Raw genomic sequence first — 15,486 nt, 5'->3', positions numbered from 1 at the left:
AGGGTTCTACCCTTCCTGGTGTCTTTAACGTGATGGCACCACTCCGATTCCATCCCGAACTCGGTTGTGAAACTTCACCGTGGCCAAGATACTTGTCGGGTTGCCGACCGGGACAATAGCTCGATGCCAGGATTATTCTTTCTAACCCCTCAATCACACAAGATTGGGGGGTTTGGCTTTTAGGAAAAATCAGAGGATTTTAAATCTAAACCTCGCTCAAATATTGTATCTATGGCTAACATTTCTCCGTCGCTAGTCATAAATTTATGATCTTTGGTTGCTTGGATAGTTTGCCCATTTTCTAGGGTGTATTCAAAGACTTCTTGTAAACCTCGCTCGTGCCATTGAGAGATTGGTTGACTATAAACAAAACCATTTTGGTCAACAGTATAAACAGTGCAGTTAATTTCTTCGCTCACAATTTTAGCAATTGGTAATAATCCGTATTCCTCAGTTAAAATTAACGTCTCACCTCCTAGACAATATTCGGCAAAATTTACCATCTGTTCAAAGAGATTTTCAGCGATTCTTTTTTCCACACCATTTTTAGCAGCACCATCGATAAACATCTCCCTTTGTTTCTGCATTTCGGAGGCTTTTTTCTTACCCATTGCCCGACGCAATAGATCCGCTTCTCCTAGGGAATAACCGGCTAAATCCTGCGCCATTTTCATAATCTGTTCTTGATAGACTAAAACTGCGTAGGTTTCCTTAAGAATTGGTTCCAATAAAGGATGATCATAACGAATGGGTTCTCTACCGTGTTTTCTGCCAATAAAGAGAGGAATTAATCCCGCATCTAAAGGACCAGGGCGATAGAGTGCTAAGATTGAAGATATGTCCTCAATACCCGATGGTTTTAACTCTTTAACGATCTGTTTCATCCCCGATGATTCTAACTGGAAAATCCCTTCTAAATCTCCTTCTTCTAGTAATCCGTGGGTTTTGAGAATATCGGGAGGTAGTTTTTTATGTTCCCCTTTAGCCCAAATTTGCAGGGCTTTTCTTTCATCTAAAGGCAATTGTTCGAGATCGATATCTATACCCTGATTTTGTTTAATTAAATCGGCGGTTTTTTTCAAAGTGGTTAAATTTCTTAACCCTAAAAAGTCCATTTTTAACAATCCCAATGATTCTAAATCCTCCATAAAATATTGCGTAATTACCGCCCCATCATTATTTTTCTGGAGGGGAACCACTTCATCTAAAGGTTGGGAAGAAATGACGACTCCCGCAGCATGAACTCCGAAGGTTTTGTTAGTACCTTCGATACGAATTGCCATATCTAACCAATGACGCACATGGGGTTCCGTATCGTATCTTTCTTTAAATGCTGGTTCGGGAGTTTCATCGGAAATCATCACTTTTAAAGGTGTGGGTTTACCGCGAGAAACGGGAATCATTTTCGCCATTTTATCCGATTCGGCGTAGGGAATATCTAACACCCGCGCCACATCTTTTAAGACAGCTTTTGATGTCATGCGGTTAAAAGTAATGATTTGGGCAACATTAGCCTCCCCGTATTTTTCCGTGACGTATTGGATCATTTCATCCCGTCTCTCGATACAGAAATCCGTATCAATATCAGGCATAGATTTCCGTTCAGGATTGAGAAAACGCTCAAATAATAAACCGTGATGAACGGGATCAATATTGGTTATTTTTAAAGAATATGCCACCAAAGAACCCGCCGCAGAACCGCGTCCTGGACCGACGGGAATATCATGATCTCTAGCATATTTTATATAGTCCCAAACGACGAGAAAATAGGTAGAAAATCCCATTTTCTGTAACATTTTTAATTCGTATTCAAGCCTTTCTTTGTAAACAGGCTCAATCTCGTGACGAGAAGGACATTTTAATCTTTCTAGTAATCCTAACCAAGCAATTTCTTCTACATAACTATCGGCAGTATGTCCCGCAGGAACAGGATAATTAGGGAGTCTCGGTTCATTAAATATGTTATAAGGTTCGACTTTTTCTGCTACTTCTAAGGTGTTATTAATCGCTTCTTCAATCACATCTTCGGGCAGATGATCACGGAAAAGTAAACGCATTTCATCAGCAGATTTTAAGTATTCTGTGCCGCTATAACGGAGGCGTTTGTCTTCAGTAATTAACTTGCTAGTTTGAATACAAAGCAAGGCATCGTGTGCCTCTACATCGTAACAGGAAATAAAGTGAGAATCGTTAGTAGCAACTACTTTAATTCCTAATTCTTTAGCAATTTTAACTATTTCTACATTAACAATCCGATCTTCTTTAGAACCGTGGTCTTGAATTTCTAAGTAAAAATCATCACCAAAAAGTTTTTTATACCATTTAGCAGTTTCCTTAGCCAGTTTTCTATTATTAGCTAAAATCGCTTGGGGAATCTCTCCACCCAAGCAAGCACTGGTAACTATCAATCCTTCGTGGTATTGTTGGAGTAACTCTTTATTGATACAAGGACGAGCAAAAATGCCTTTACCTTGAATACCTTTCAGATTAGAAATAGTAGTTAATTTCACCAGATTTTTATAGCCTTGGGTATTTTTGGCTAAAACAACTTGATGATATTTTCGGTGGCGAAGATTGACTTCAATATCGCCATTGACTACATACATTTCGTTGCCAATAATTGGTTTTATTCCCTTATTACGGCAGGTTTTAATTAATTCGATCGCACCATACATGACTCCATGATCGGTTAAAGCGATCGCTGGTTGTCCTAATTCGATCGCTCGATCAATTAGTGCCGGTAATTGGGAAGCACCGTCAAGTAAGCTATAATCACTGTGAATATGTAAACCGACAAAAGACATAGTTTTTCAGGAAAAAGTGACAAGGAAAAGGCAAAAAAAACAAGAATTTACTGACTTTTAATTTTCAGCAATCACAGTCTATTTTTAGGGTTGACTGAGAATCCTATAGGGGAAAGAACTTTCTTCTAAATTAAACCATTGTTCTCGCAGTTTCTGGTTATCATTGCTGCCGACGACAGTATCAACAAATTTTTTCCATTCGGGATCGTTTTTGGGTAAAATACAGCCATAAAGTTCGGTGGTAATCGGTTGACGGGGTAGTAGCACAAATTGTCGCGGATCCTGTCCTTGTTTAATGATTTCCCCCAGTAGAAGAATTCCATCACTAACCACTGCTTTTACTTCTCCCCTTTGTAATTTTGCCACTGCCTCACTTCGATCGCTGACAGCTTGCCAATTAGCCAGAGGATAGATATAACGAATAATACTATCGGTGGTGGTGTGGGGAATATAGGCGATCGCAACTGCCGCTAAAGTGTTATTAATATCTATTTTATCAACATTTTCCCTTTTAGTTAAAAATTGCGCTCCTGTCATAAAATAAGGAATAGAAAAATTAACCTTTTCTAGTCTTTCTTCCGTAATTGTTGCCGCATTACAGGATAAATCTACTTGTCCCTGTTCCACTTGCTGAAAACGATTATTAGTCGTCGCTTCTGTAAAGGTTATTGTAATCGGTTTACCTAATTGTTGTTCTAATCGACGTTGGACTAAGCGCATTAATTCCACTCCGTAACCTGTCCATTGTCCCGTTTTCTCATCGATATAACTAAAGGGAGTAGCGTCTTTTCTGGCTGCCGCTTTTAATTCTCCCGTGCGAGCAATTCTTTGTAAAACTGTTTCTGCCAAGGCTGATAAATGTAGGTTATTTATCAGTAAAAGACCTAGAAAAATAAAGCAAAAGTTTTTAGACATATACATATCAAGAAAGCAAGAAGGAGATAGGGAGAAAAAAGCTAACGGCCGATGTGCGATTAGCAAATGCTGCTGTATTTTAACTACGATCCTCGAATAATCCACTCAAACGTTCTACTTCTGTTTGTGCTGTGTACATAGGAGTTCCAGCCAGAATTCCGGTAACATTACGGAAAGGTTGACCGATGTGCATACCTTGATGATCGATCGAAAACTCACGAATATCCTTATCGTGCATAGAACCGCGCATTTTTAAAACAGTGATACCGCGGCGCATTTCTCCATACATTTCCACATAACGCAGCAGAATAATTGAATCAGTAATTGTAGAAATATGCGCTTCTGTGATCGAGGAACCTCCTAATAAAGTGGGAGTGGTGGAAGTAAATAATCCTCCCACCTCTTTTTGCTTAATAAAAGAAGTCAAACCGATAATAAATTCCCGAAATCCTTTCAGATTAGAAACCCTTTCTAAAGCAGATAAACTATCTACTGCCACTCGATTCGGTTGAAACTCCTCGATAATTTCCTTCATCATAATTAGATGATTTTCCAAACCCGTAGTTTCGGGATAACGGCAGACTACCTTTAATTTACCTTCCTTTTCCATGCGGTCATAATCCACACCCCAACCGGTAGCATTTCTAAATAACTGTTCGCGACTTTCCTCGAAGGCAAAAATTAAACATCTTTCCCCATTGGTTACTCCCCCGGCCATAAATTCTGTCACCATCAGGGTTTTTCCTGTTCCTGTGGCTCCCGAAACCAAAATAACCGAATCGCGGAAGAAACCACCACCACACATTCTATCGAGTTCCAGACTGCCGGAAGTAATACGAATATTAGAGGATTTTTGTTCTAATTCAATAGCTGATAAAGGAATAATCACGGCCCCTTTGTTGGGAATAATTGTAAAAGGAAATTCTCCTTTTTGGTGATCGGTTCCCCGATATTTTAAAATTTCGATCGTCCTTCTTCTTTTCTCATCGGTTAAAACGTTGCGTAAAATCACCACATTATCGGCCACAAACTCCTCCACCCCATAACGACTGATTTCGCCGTATTCTTGGGTTCTTTCTGCGGTCATAATCGCTGTTACTTCCAATTCTCGCAAAGCGGTTGCCAGACGAAAAAGATCACTTCTCACTTGAGCACTATCACTTAAATGGCTAAAAATTGCGCCTAAAGAATCCATAGACACCCGTTTGGCTTTATTTTTGCGAATAGCAAACTCAATGCGAGCGATTAATGCGCCTAGGTCGTATTCTCCTGTCACCATCGGCTTTTCTTCCGGTTGGGGGGAAGCATCGACAAAGGCCCATTGGCGATTCTCCTCCCACTGCCGGATATTCCAACCAAAACCACCCATATTTTTTCTTAGTGCTTGTGGTGGCTCCTCGAAGGTGACAAAAACGCCATTTTCTCCATTTTTGATGCCTTCTGCGAGAAATTGACAGGCAAAGACCGTTTTAGCACTTCCTGCCGTCCCCGCTATCAAAGTTGCTCTTCCTTTCGGCAATCCCCCTTCCGAAAGAAAATCAAAGCCGGGGATTCCTGTTTCTAACTTCTCAATCAACTCTAGGGGATTATTTTGCGTCATTTAAGTTCTCTATGAAAACGAGCCACTGTTTATTGTACCTATTTCAGTGACCAGTGATACCGGAAATTCATCCCTAGTTTGAGAGTTTGAGCATTTGTAATAAAATTTCCAAGACATCGTTTAAATGCAGGACAGCTTAACCCAAGCATAAAGAGATTGGTTATATTCAAGGGAAACTATATAAGTAGGTAAATCTTGGCCACAATTAACCAAAATACCAATAAACTAATAGTTAGAATCAAAGTAAGTTTTGTATTTAGTGGATTAATACTATCCTTGACAACTTTGAGAGAGTTTAAGGTATAATCATACTTATTTGCTCTACTATGGAACATACAACCGATAATAATCAAAATCAGCAAAAAACCGACAATCAACAATAAAAAACAGCAACAGGGAAGAAACCCGTGCTGAAGATTGATCCCAATAAAACTATACCCTATATACAGGAAGGAGCCAAACCTAAAAATAGATAAATTCTGTTTATTTTAGGGTTCCTTGAGATGCGTCAAATGATGGCGCATCTCAAGGAAAAATTAAGTTAATTTCTCTAACTATAAAGGAACTTTAGTAATCCAATCTTGATACTTTCGTTCCTGATTGAGAACGATATAACTTAACTTTTCTTTTAACTGATAAGTAATCGGTTTAGCCGCGGGTAAAGAAAAAGTTTCAATCCTTTTAATCGGAGTAATTTTCGCCGCAGTGCCACTTAAAAACACCTCATCAGCGATAAATAACTCCGTCTTATCTACAGGTCTTTCAATAACCGGAATACCCAAATCCCGCGCGATAGTTAAAACACTATCTCTAGTAATCCCCTCTAGAATATCTTGGTCAAAACTAGGAGTAATTAGCTGACCATTTCTGATAATAAAAATATTCATTCCCGTCGCTTCACAGACTTTACCCTGAGAATTCATCAAAATTGCCTCATCAAACCCCGATTCTACCGCTTCCGTTTTTGCTAAAGCAGAAGTGATATAAGCGGCGCTAATTTTACCTCGCAACGGGAAACTTCTATCCTCCTGACGATACCAAGAACTAATCCGACAGTTAACCCCATCGGCTGCTAAATAATCATCCATTTCTAGACCATAGACTAGAAAATCCTTCTCGATACCATGCAATCGCGGAGCAATTCCCAACCCCGAACTATAGACAAGGGGACGAATATAAAAAGGTCGATGACACTGATTCTTTTTCACAAAATCGATAATTATTTGATAGATTTTATCGGCAGTAATCTCGTAATTAAGAAACTTAGCACTTTGACTTAAACGCTGAGAATGACGGTCTAATCTAAATAATAATATCTGTCCGGGATTGCTAGGGTCGGGAGTACCTCGTAAACCCCCAAAAGCGGCAGTTCCGTAGTGTAGTGCGTGGGTAGCAATGGATAATTTTGCCTCACTGAAAGGGATAAATTTATTCTCAAAATAGGCGAGAGGAAGGAAAGTAATTTCGGCGGTAATAGACATTTTTTTGTTGATTTAACCAAGAACTAAACGGGATTTACCCATGCGGAAAAATTTTGTTTCTGGCTATTAGAAGGATTTTCTACCCTGATAATTTCATAGCGAATCGTCTGCGGGGTGGCCAGTGGAACAGCAAGGGTTCGCAATTCATCGAGATGAAAGACTGTTATCTGAATAATATCACCTGCGCGGTAGTCTTTTAATCTTTCGTTTAACTGTTCCGCCGTCACCCGCAATCCATCGATGGCTAATAACTCATCATCAGCATTAATTCCCGCTTTTTGACAAGGGGAACCCATCTCGACAAATTTAATCATTTCTTTACCCGCTTCACTCTGTACCCGCATTCCCAGATGAGGTATCGTCTCCCCATTGCCAACACCCCGCAGATAGAGTCCAAAAGGTTCAAGATATTCATTAAAGGGTAATTCTGCCAAACCGTCGATATAACGGCGGTAGAAGTCGCTTAAATCCACCCCTGCGGCAGATTCGAGAATTGCTTGCAATTCCCCATCGGTATAACCAATCTCCTCTTTACCGAAATGTTGCCACATCGAGCGTAAAACATCATCGAGGCAACGACGGTTATCGGTGTGGGTGCGAATTAGTAAATCGAGAAGCAGCGACAATAATTCCCCCTTGAGATAGTAGGAAATTTGACTATTATCGCTATTGCTATCCCGTCGATAGAGTTTTATCCAGGCATCGAAACTAGATTCGCCTAGCGGTTGGACAAGACGACCGGGTATATTGAGATAACGGGTGATTTCCTTGCTTAAAAGCTCTAAAAAAGTCTTACTATCGTATATTCCTGCCCGTAGAGGGATTATCATATCGTAATAACTGGTGGTTCCTTCGGCAAACCAGAGGGAAGAAGTATAATTCTCTGCGTCATAATCGAAGCTTTCTAAAGCTTTTGGGCGAATACGCTTGATATTCCAGAGATGAAAGAACTCATGGGCGACTAATTGCAGAAAACGATTATATTTATCCTTATCTCGTAATCCCAAACGCGCATAGTTAAGGGTACAGGAATTTTTATGTTCTAGTCCCCCGTAACCAGCCGCCGAAAGATGTAGCAAAAAGAGATAATTATCATAAGGGAGTCCACCGAACATAGCCGACTCGGTTTGAATAATTTTAGTGGTATCGGCGATAATTTGACTAGGATTGGCGTTTCCCCGTCCCCAGATAGCTAATTGATGGGGTTTTCCCTCGACGACAAAATCGTATAACTGATGAATACCCACCTCCACAGGACTGTCCACCAGGGTATCAAAATCGGGAACGTGAAAAGTGTTTTTCTGTCCGGATAAAGATTTTAAGGTAGTGGTAACGCGCCAATCGCCATGGGGGGGGATAATTGTCAGGGTGAGGGGATGTTTTTGATAATCGGGGATATAGAAAAATAAAGCGGCCCCGTTGAAGTAACCGTGAGTATCATCGAGATGGTTGGTTCTGACGGTTAAATCGTGGGCAAAAACGCGATATTTGACCGTTATTTCTGAACTATTACCGGTGTCAATCTGCCAGTGATTTTTAGCAACTTTGCGACTGTTGAGGTTAACAGCTTGAAAATCTTGGACTAAACGGGAGTATTCCCGCACTAGATAGGAACCGGGAGTCCAAACCGGCATTTTTAGGTTTAAAATCGGTGCTTGCCAACCAGTAATCTGTAGAGTAACTTCAAAGAGGTGTGAAGTCGGTTCCGGCATAGCCACTTGATAGCTGAGACTTAAACGGGTTGAGGAGACGGTAGTGGGGGAAATAAGACTGGTCATCGGCATTAAACAGGCTTTTTAGTTATTATAGCGGCAAGCTTTCGGCCAATTTACCCAGTTTCGCCGCCAAAAATCCGATTTTTTTCCAAGATTTTACCGAGCAGTTGTGGAACTGTAACCCCCGCAGGATTTGCGGGGTTTTTTTGCCGATTCAGCGTCTTTCTGCTGGGGGTGCAGGAGGAGTCACATCGGGGGGAGGAGTTACCTGTAGGGGAACCGAACGAGTTTCGGGAGCTGCCACAGTGACGGGAACGGTAATCGGTTCGGCTGCTGCCGGGGGGGCCGTATTTTCAGGACTAGGAGCAGCGGCGCTGGTAGGAGCGACGGTAGTACGCCGACGACTAGAACGGCGTTGGCTGGGTTCGCTAGTATTAGAACGAACGATAGTTTGCTCGTGACTTACCCGAACCCGTCGCCGTCTGCGGATGGGTCCTTCGGTGGGGGAACCCTCATCGCTGCTGGCTAAACGATTGTTAGTAGTTTGGGTAAAGTAGGTACGTCGGGGTTTAATTGGTTCCGCTTTTACTGTCACTGGACGTTTGCCTAAATTCGGTTCTGGGAAACCTTGATAGGGAATATCCTTAATTGCTTCTAACATAAATTGTCGCCACATCCAAGCGGACATGGTACTGGCTCCATTGGTGGGTTTATTATTGTCATTACCGAGCCAAATTCCCGTGACTAATTGGGGAATATAACCGACGAACCAAAGGTCGCGAGCCTTGTCAGAAGTGCCGGTTTTTCCTGCCACCGGACGACCAATTTGTGCGGGGGTTCCCGTTCCCGAATTAACCACATCCTGCAGCATCCAAGTCATCGTCGCCGCCGTGTTTTGATTGAGAGCAGTTTTCGGTTTAAAATTGGCTTGATAAATTACTTTACCATGGCGATCGAGTACCTGATTAATACCGTAAACTGGTTGATGCACACCATTATTAGCAAAGGTTCCGTAGGCGCTAGTCAATTCTAAAAGATTGACTTCCGAAGCACCCAAAGCCAAAGAATAAGTGGGTAAAAGTTTCGACTGGATACCCAGATCTTGAGCTAATTTAATCACCGGATTCCAACCCACAGCCACTAACACCTGAACTGCCACCACATTCAGGGAAGAAGTCAAAGCATCGCGCATGGACACCTCGCGGCCGCTATACTTATCGCCGTAGTTTTCTGGTTTATAACCATCCACCACATACTGTGCATCTTTATAATTAGAATAGGGGGATTTCCCCGCCGCAATCGCCGCCGCATAGACAAAAGGCTTAAAAGTAGATCCTGGCTGACGTTTTGCCTGTGTCACCCGATTGAATTGATTCTTATCGTGGTCAATTCCCCCGACCATGGCCTTAATTTGTCCATTTTTGGGGTCAATTGCCACTAAAGCCGCCTGTTGGAAGTTCTGCCACTTGCCATAACGAGAAACCGCTCTTTCTACCACTTCCTCCCCTTCGCTTTGCCAACGAGGATTAAGGGTAGTTTTTACCACCAATCCCCCCGCTTCTAGGGTTTTAGCGGGAACCAGTTGCGGCAGTTCTTTTTCCACATAATCGGTAAAATAGGCCGCTTGCCGTTGCAGACGTTTTAGGGGACTGGTTTTAATGCCTAGGGGAAATGCGATCGCCAGTTCTGCTTGAGCGTTAGTAATAAATCCCACCTCGGCCATAGTTTTGAGGACGATATTACGCCGTTCTAGGGCAGATTTAGGGTTTTCGAGGGGAGAATAGAGACTAGGAGCGGGAACAATCCCTGCAAGGGTGGCAGCTTCGGCTAGAGTTAATTTATCGACGGGTTTACTGAAATATAACCAAGCGGCATCGGCAAGACCGTAGGCCCCGGAACCGAGATAAACTAGGTGAAAATAACGCTCTAAAATCTGGTCTTTTGTATATTTATCTTCTATTTTCTGAGCGATACGCATTTCCCGTAATTTGCGATCAAAGCTCTTTTCTTGGGATAAAAAGACAATCCGAGCCAATTGCTGGGTGATGGTGCTGCCTCCTTCCACCACTCCCCCGGCTCTCAGGTTAGAAAAGAGAGCGCGAGCAATACCCTGGCCATCAACTCCCCCGTGTTCGCGAAACCGGCGGTCTTCACTAGCGATAAAGGCCTCCTGTACCAGTTGGGGAACTTGGGCAATTTTCACGGTTTCGTAAGTGCTAGGGCCATTTTGCTTGAGGATTTCCCCATTAGCGGCTTGAATGGTTAGGGTGCCGGGACGAGCATAGGTTTGTATATCGGCGATATTTTGCGGTAGAGAGGTTTCAAGGCGATAAATGCCCCAACCTACCCCTAAAATGCCCCCAGTTACGCCTAATCCCAATCCCAAGTACAACCCAAAGCGGGGATGTTGTCGCCATTGCGGTAAGGGGGAATTGTCGATCAGGGTAGTAAATTTGTTTTTTAAGGGTTTTAACGTCTCTAGAGCCTTGCTACTGGTTCGGGAGACTAAATTAACCTTTTTTTCTTCGGAAGCGGCTTCTACTGGCTTTTCCCCCGCAACTGGCGCAGATTCGGAGTCGATAGGAGCGACTTTAGGGGGTTGCTCGGAATTCTCTAATTTATTAGCAAGATTATGAAAAAATTGACTAAGTTTTTGTTTGTATTTCATGTTAGTTGAGCGGGTGAGGGTGAGGGTGTAGGGTGTAGGGGGTTGGGTGTTGGGTGTAGGGTGTTGGGGTTTTAGGGTTTTACCCCCATTTCCCCATCTCCCCATCCCCTAACCCCTATCCCCTATCCCCTAAAGATCACTAAATTGTCGCCACCATTGCTGGAGGGGATAATAGACGAGGGGAGTCCAGAGACTACTAAGCAGAGCAGAAGTGAGGCCAAGGCGTTGATAATCGAGCCAAAGATCAGGGAGATTTTTGCCTCCTTGTAGATAGTATTGAAAAGCGATCGCACCATCGGCGATTAAAGTCATAACAAAGACAATTAAGACCACGGCGATCAATTCTTCTTTAACATAACGTTGTCGGTGTAAACGGGAAGTGAGGAAACCGATGAGACCAAAAACCATGATATGGGAAGGATAATTAGAGGTAAGACTATCTTGAATAGTGCCGAGCGCTAATCCGGCCACCACACTATCGAGACAAGAGCGATTGAGACTCCAACTAACCAACCAAATCAGTAACCAATTGGGAGCGATGCCTAAAATCTCCATACCGGGCAGCCGCATTAAGGAAAGAAAGGTACAGAGAAGCAGTGAAGCGACAGTGACTAAAATATTCAGTATAAAACGAGAACGGGCTGATAAACGGCTTAATTTCAGCATAATTCCCCCTCTCACTGCTGGGGTTGCGGGTGAACGAAGACCCATTCGAGATTGTCCACGGTGGCGGTAAATTCAATTTTGGCGGTGGGGGCGGGATTTTCCTGTAAATTAAGGGAAATTATGCGACCGATGGGCAAACCTGGCGAAAAAAGACTACTAAAAGCCGAAGTTGTCACCACATCTCCCGGTTTCACATCGGGAGCTTTTTCAAAAAAGCGCAGGGTGGCGACTTGGGAATCCTGACCTTGAATTAAACCCATGGCCCGACTACGATTCACCGTTGCTCCGATGCGACTTTGGGAATTACTGACCAATAAAACTTTGCTGGTGTGGGGAGTAACTTCCGTAATCCGTCCCACTAAACCGCCAATTCCCGTCACCGAAGCACCCACTTCCACACCATCGGTGCTACCCCGACCGATAATTACCTGTTGCCACCAATCATCAGCGCTGCGGCCAATAATTGGGGCAGAAATCAGGGGTTTTTTCTGGGTTTGATAATAACCAAGCTGTTTTTTTAATTGTTGATTTTGATATTCGACTTCACTTAAACGATTTTGTAATTCTCGCACCCGTTGATCGGCCAGAAGTTGCTCTTGCAGATTAGTTTCCTCTCCCTGAAAAGGGCGGGTTAATAAACCATACAATTCTAAAATCGCCCCACTTTGATAGGTACGAATGTACCAAGCCACCCCCAAAGCGGCAGCGAGCAGAAAAAGTCGCCATCCCTGCTGTGTCCATTTTCGTCGTGCTGAATACATGAGCGATTTTAAACCTCTTGGCTGTGTAGAGTGAGAATCCGTGTATTTTTCCGCTGCTGATAGCTAACGGCTAACCGATCCTAGTGACCTTTAGACATTGCGAGTTGTTTCATTAACGATCCGCTCAAAGAGTTTCTGATTTTTTAACACTTCTCCCGTGCCTTTGACAACACAGTGCAGGGGATCTTCAGCGATATGGGTAACGATACCGGTTTCGTGACTGACTAGGCGATCGAGTCCCCGTAATAAAGCACCCCCTCCCGCTAACATGATGCCGCGATCGATAATATCGGCCGCTAATTCGGGGGGAGTTTTTTCTAGGGTACGTTTGATCGCATCAACGATCACGGAAAGTGGCTCATCCATACTTTCCCGCACTTCTTCCGCTTTTATCGTCACGGTGCGGGGTAAACCGGACATGAGATGCAATCCCCGCACTTCCAGAGGAGGAAATTCATCTCCGGGGGAGGGATAAGCTGAACCAAGGCGAATTTTAATATCTTCGGCCGTGCGTTCCCCGATAATTAGGTTATGGACTTTTTTCAGATAAGCGATAATTGCTTCCGTGAGTTCATCCCCAGCGACGCGCACCGATTCGCTGATCACCGTCCCATTAAGACTGAGAATCGCCACTTCCGTCGTGCCACCACCGATATCGATGATCATATTTCCCGTCGCTTCCGAGACGGGTAAACCGGCACCCAAGGCCGCAGCAACCGGTTCATCAATTAACCCCACTTCTCGCGAGCCGGCATTTTTGGCCGCATCCACCACCGCACGTCTTTCTACTCCGGTAATCCCACTGGGAACACCGATTACCATGCGGGGATTGCCAATCGTGCCATCGAGCGCTCGTTTGATGAATTCCGCTAACATGATCTCGCAACTGTAAAAATCGGCGATTACCCCATCGCGCAGGGGTCGCAGAGCGGTGACATGGCCCGGAGTCCGACCGAGCATTTTTTTGGCCTCCTCCCCGACAGCGATCGGGTTACGATCTTGATCGATCGCCACTACCGATGGTTCCTCTAAAACGATGCCTTTCCCTGATACATAAACGAGGGTGTTTGCTGTCCCCAAGTCTATACCTATGTCCCTTGATAAGGCTAGACCTCTAAAAAAACCCACTTGTTTTCACTCCTGTTCTGATAACAACGTTGCTTGCTATAGCTAGATTTTCGATCGAATCGACTTGGATTTTATTACGTTTTGTTTCTCAAGTCTAGTTAATTATCGCTTCTTTCTCTCCAGATTTACGCAAGTCTTCGGCCTAATTTTCTGGCTGCCCACCGGTCAAAGTCAGGGTTTCGGGCTAAAATAAACATACTATTGTACTAAATTGAGGATTTAAGACCATGAGTTTAAATCTGGTTCATTTGGTGGGACGAGCGGGGAGAGACCCGGAAACCAAGTATTTCGAGTCGGGTAAGGTTTTATGTACTTTCACTTTAGCGGTTAATCGTCGCTCTAAAAATAGCGATCAGCCGGATTGGTTCGATCTGGAAATTTGGGGCAAAACGGCGGAGGTGGCCGCTAATTATGTGAAAAAAGGCGGTTTAATCGGGATTAAAGGTTCTTTAAAAATGGATACTTGGAATGATAAAAACACGGGATTAGCTCGTTCTAAACCGGTGATTCTCGTCGATCAACTAGATTTACTCGGTTCTAAACGCGATAGTGAGGCTAATTCCGAGCGAGAATTTTAAAGCTTGAGCGGTATTATTTCCAGATTTTAGGTGTGTTAGCCTCTAGTAACACACCTTTATTTATTCTCTAATTGACTGGAAAAATATTGCTGTAAATCCGGTAAAACTTGCCGATAAATAGCTGTATTTATCTCTAGATCACAGCCAAGAATAGAATTAAAAGGGATAATTTCCACCAGAGAATTACTATAAGCAATTCCTTGTAAAGTCCTGACAAATTCAGGAGTCCAGAGATTTTCTTGCAGGGAAATATTTTGTTTTTTTAACCAGCCGATCAAAGCCGAGCGCCCGATCCCGGGTAAAATATCAGCAGTAAGCAGGGGACTGTACCAGCAATTATCTTTCCATCCCCATAAATTGCCCGTGCTAGTTTCTAACCAATTCCCGACTCGATCAACTAATATCGCCTCTTTTGCTCCTTTTTTTTGAGCAGTTTGTGACGCTAACCAAGGGGTTAAATAATTACCAGTTTTATGTTCTCCTAAAACCCGTTGCCAAGCGGGATTATCTATTACCCACCCAATAATTCCCCGCTCTTGTCTAAGGTTTAAATCTTCGGGTAAAAATCTGCCTTTAATCCACTCCCTACCATCGGGAAAAATTGTAATTCTCAGGACAGGATACAATAGGGATAATTTTTCGGCTCCTTGGCGAATTCGCTGCCAATCGGGAGCGGGCCAGTGGAAAACTTGTAAACTAGAGTGCAAACGTTCGAGATGCTCTTGCCAATGGGTTAGAGGATGATCTAAGCTTTGTTGATAGATACGCAGGGTAGTAAATATTGTGGCTCCATAAAGCAACCCCACGTCATCAATACCCAGACTTATTCGCTCATCCTCGATTAATTCGCCATTATACCAATACATCATCAGTTATCAGTTATCAGTTATCAGTTATCAGTTATCAGTTATCGGTTATCAGTTATCAGTTATCAGATTTGAGTTTTAAGGGTCTTCTAGAGTAGTTATGATATTTTAGCAGAAAATAATCAAAGCTTTTTGCTTGGTTGGATTCTAGGCTATTTAAGGGAGGCTCTTCGGTTTGTGTTATGCAATGGACGGGGGTTATAAGGGATGTAACCCTTATATAGAAAGGCATTTAGCGATTTTTGTCAATTGTTTTTGATCTAGAGCGAACTAATCAATTAAATCTCTTGCCAGATAAGGATTT

General features: G+C 43.1%; 11 protein-coding genes and 1 rRNA gene. 2 read left to right on the top strand and 10 right to left on the bottom strand.

Features of this window, described 5'->3' with window-relative positions; genetic code table 11:
• Nucleotides 1-14: 14 nt before the first annotated feature.
• A 5S ribosomal RNA gene (rrf, locus tag IM479_RS10185) occupies nt 15-132 on the top strand.
• Nucleotides 133-179: 47 nt separating this feature from the next.
• Here rrf and IM479_RS10180 read toward each other — a convergent pair.
• The 9 genes from IM479_RS10180 to IM479_RS10140 all read right to left on the bottom strand — a co-directional run bounded on the left by IM479_RS10180 (nt 180) and on the right by IM479_RS10140 (nt 13,738).
• Nucleotides 180-2,804, bottom strand: a complete 2,625-nt coding sequence (locus IM479_RS10180; RefSeq protein WP_287684811.1) for a DNA polymerase III subunit alpha — start codon at nt 2,802-2,804, stop codon at nt 180-182.
• An 84-nt stretch (nt 2,805-2,888) separates the two neighbouring features.
• Complete coding sequence (locus tag IM479_RS10175; RefSeq protein WP_287684810.1) at nt 2,889-3,719, bottom strand: amino acid ABC transporter substrate-binding protein; 831 nt, start codon at nt 3,717-3,719, stop codon at nt 2,889-2,891.
• A gap of 79 nt (nt 3,720-3,798) precedes the next feature.
• Complete coding sequence (kaiC, locus tag IM479_RS10170; RefSeq protein ID WP_002797104.1) at nt 3,799-5,319, bottom strand: circadian clock protein KaiC; 1,521 nt, start codon at nt 5,317-5,319, stop codon at nt 3,799-3,801.
• Between the two features lie 554 nt (nt 5,320-5,873).
• A complete protein-coding gene (locus IM479_RS10165) occupies nt 5,874-6,800 on the bottom strand; it encodes a branched-chain amino acid transaminase (RefSeq protein WP_287684808.1) in 927 nt (308 codons plus the stop codon).
• Nucleotides 6,801-6,823: 23 nt separating this feature from the next.
• The gene (locus IM479_RS10160; protein WP_287684806.1) at nt 6,824-8,584 is read right to left on the bottom strand and encodes a M61 family metallopeptidase; all 1,761 of its coding nucleotides are present in this window, start codon (nt 8,582-8,584) and stop codon (nt 6,824-6,826) included.
• A gap of 145 nt (nt 8,585-8,729) precedes the next feature.
• The gene (locus tag IM479_RS10155) at nt 8,730-11,183 is read right to left on the bottom strand and encodes a transglycosylase domain-containing protein (RefSeq protein WP_287684805.1); all 2,454 of its coding nucleotides are present in this window, start codon (nt 11,181-11,183) and stop codon (nt 8,730-8,732) included.
• A 129-nt stretch (nt 11,184-11,312) separates the two neighbouring features.
• Nucleotides 11,313-11,894 (bottom strand): rod shape-determining protein MreD, encoded by a 582-nt coding sequence (mreD, locus tag IM479_RS10150; RefSeq protein WP_287077296.1) that lies wholly within the window; start codon nt 11,892-11,894, stop codon nt 11,313-11,315.
• A complete protein-coding gene (gene mreC / locus IM479_RS10145; protein WP_286825561.1) occupies nt 11,861-12,610 on the bottom strand; it encodes a rod shape-determining protein MreC in 750 nt (249 codons plus the stop codon). Before mreC ends, mreD begins: the two co-directional genes overlap by 34 nt.
• Before the next feature lie 90 nt (nt 12,611-12,700).
• Complete coding sequence (locus IM479_RS10140; RefSeq protein WP_287675117.1) at nt 12,701-13,738, bottom strand: rod shape-determining protein; 1,038 nt, start codon at nt 13,736-13,738, stop codon at nt 12,701-12,703.
• Between the two features lie 227 nt (nt 13,739-13,965).
• Here IM479_RS10140 and IM479_RS10135 point away from each other — a divergent pair, with 227 nt between their 5' ends.
• Nucleotides 13,966-14,316, top strand: a complete 351-nt coding sequence (locus IM479_RS10135; protein ID WP_002797092.1) for a single-stranded DNA-binding protein — start codon at nt 13,966-13,968, stop codon at nt 14,314-14,316.
• Nucleotides 14,317-14,372: 56 nt separating this feature from the next.
• Here IM479_RS10135 and IM479_RS10130 read toward each other — a convergent pair whose 3' ends face one another.
• Nucleotides 14,373-15,182: an aminotransferase class IV gene (locus IM479_RS10130; RefSeq protein WP_286825560.1), complete on the bottom strand. Its 810-nt coding sequence runs from the start codon at nt 15,180-15,182 to the stop codon at nt 14,373-14,375.
• Between the last annotated feature and the right edge of the window lie 304 nt (nt 15,183-15,486).

The sequence above is a fragment of the Microcystis sp. M165S2 genome, assembly GCF_020245885.1.
In the GTDB taxonomy this organism is placed as follows: Bacteria; Cyanobacteriota; Cyanobacteriia; order Cyanobacteriales; family Microcystaceae; genus Microcystis.
The sequence above is the reverse complement of the archived record's forward strand: the minus strand, read 5'-3'. Positions and strand labels throughout refer to the sequence as shown.

What these genes read in the sequence shown, in the direction of transcription:
- IM479_RS10175 (WP_287684810.1), bottom strand. Translation starts at nt 3,719, where the DNA reads ATGTCTAAAAACTTTTGCTTTATTTTTCTAGGTCTTTTACTGATAAAT.
- IM479_RS10130 (WP_286825560.1), bottom strand. Translation starts at nt 15,182, where the DNA reads ATGTATTGGTATAATGGCGAATTAATCGAGGATGAGCGAATAAGTCTG.
- mreD (WP_287077296.1), bottom strand. Translation starts at nt 11,894, where the DNA reads ATGGGTCTTCGTTCACCCGCAACCCCAGCAGTGAGAGGGGGAATTATG.
- IM479_RS10135 (WP_002797092.1), top strand. Translation starts at nt 13,966, where the DNA reads ATGAGTTTAAATCTGGTTCATTTGGTGGGACGAGCGGGGAGAGACCCG.
- IM479_RS10155 (WP_287684805.1), bottom strand. Translation starts at nt 11,183, where the DNA reads ATGAAATACAAACAAAAACTTAGTCAATTTTTTCATAATCTTGCTAAT.
- mreC (WP_286825561.1), bottom strand. Translation starts at nt 12,610, where the DNA reads ATGTATTCAGCACGACGAAAATGGACACAGCAGGGATGGCGACTTTTT.
- kaiC (WP_002797104.1), bottom strand. Translation starts at nt 5,319, where the DNA reads ATGACGCAAAATAATCCCCTAGAGTTGATTGAGAAGTTAGAAACAGGA.
- IM479_RS10180 (WP_287684811.1), bottom strand. Translation starts at nt 2,804, where the DNA reads ATGTCTTTTGTCGGTTTACATATTCACAGTGATTATAGCTTACTTGAC.
- IM479_RS10160 (WP_287684806.1), bottom strand. Translation starts at nt 8,584, where the DNA reads ATGCCGATGACCAGTCTTATTTCCCCCACTACCGTCTCCTCAACCCGT.
- IM479_RS10165 (WP_287684808.1), bottom strand. Translation starts at nt 6,800, where the DNA reads ATGTCTATTACCGCCGAAATTACTTTCCTTCCTCTCGCCTATTTTGAG.